At 69.9% G+C, this 702-nt stretch carries 1 pseudogene; it reads left to right on the plus strand.

The window, feature by feature from the left end:
• Positions 1 to 702: pseudogene (locus tag DJ75_RS01675) on the plus strand (HTTM domain-containing protein); the annotation flags it as partial.

Raw genomic sequence — 702 nt, forward strand, 5'->3', positions numbered from 1 at the left:
GGGGCGACCTCTGGATGAGCGGCGAGGCGGTCGCGTACGTCATGCAGGCCGACCACTTCACCTACCTGCTCGGCAATCACATCGCCGAGTTCCACGGCCTGCTGCGCGTGCTCACGGTCGCGTGGCTCGCCCTGCTGTTCGCGTCGCCCCTGCTGCTCCTGCTCACCGGCGTCCCGCGCGCCGCGATCGCCTCGCTGTTCGTCGGTATGCACCTCGGGATGGCGGTCACGATGCGGATCGATCTGTTCCCGATCGTGGTCGTCGTCGGCTTCATCCCGTTCTTTCAGACGGCGGTCTGGGACGCCGCCGAACGCGCCGTCGCCAGTCTGGGGTGGTCGACGCCGCTCGCCCGCTGGCGCGCCCGTCTCGAGTCCGCGGCGAGAGCGATTCCGTCGCTCCCTCGGCGCGCGCCGTTCTCACGCCCGGTCGCGCCGGGACGCCTCGACGGTCTCCGCGATGCGGACCTCACCGGGACGCTCGCCGGCGGACGCGTCCTCGTCTCGACGGTCCTGCCGTACGTGTTCCTCGTGTTGATCGTTCTCTCCGGGGCGCAGGCGGTCGATTACGCCGAGGTCCCCGAACCCGGTGAGGACGTCTTGGAGGCCGTCGACATGGACCAGTCGTGGCGGATGTTCGCCCCCGATCCCACCCACACGACCCGATGGTTCGTCGCGCCCGGAACCCTCGAAAACGGGACCGAAC

The organism is Halorubrum sp. Eb13 (assembly GCF_002252895.1).
Lineage (GTDB): Archaea > Halobacteriota > Halobacteria > Halobacteriales > Haloferacaceae > Halorubrum.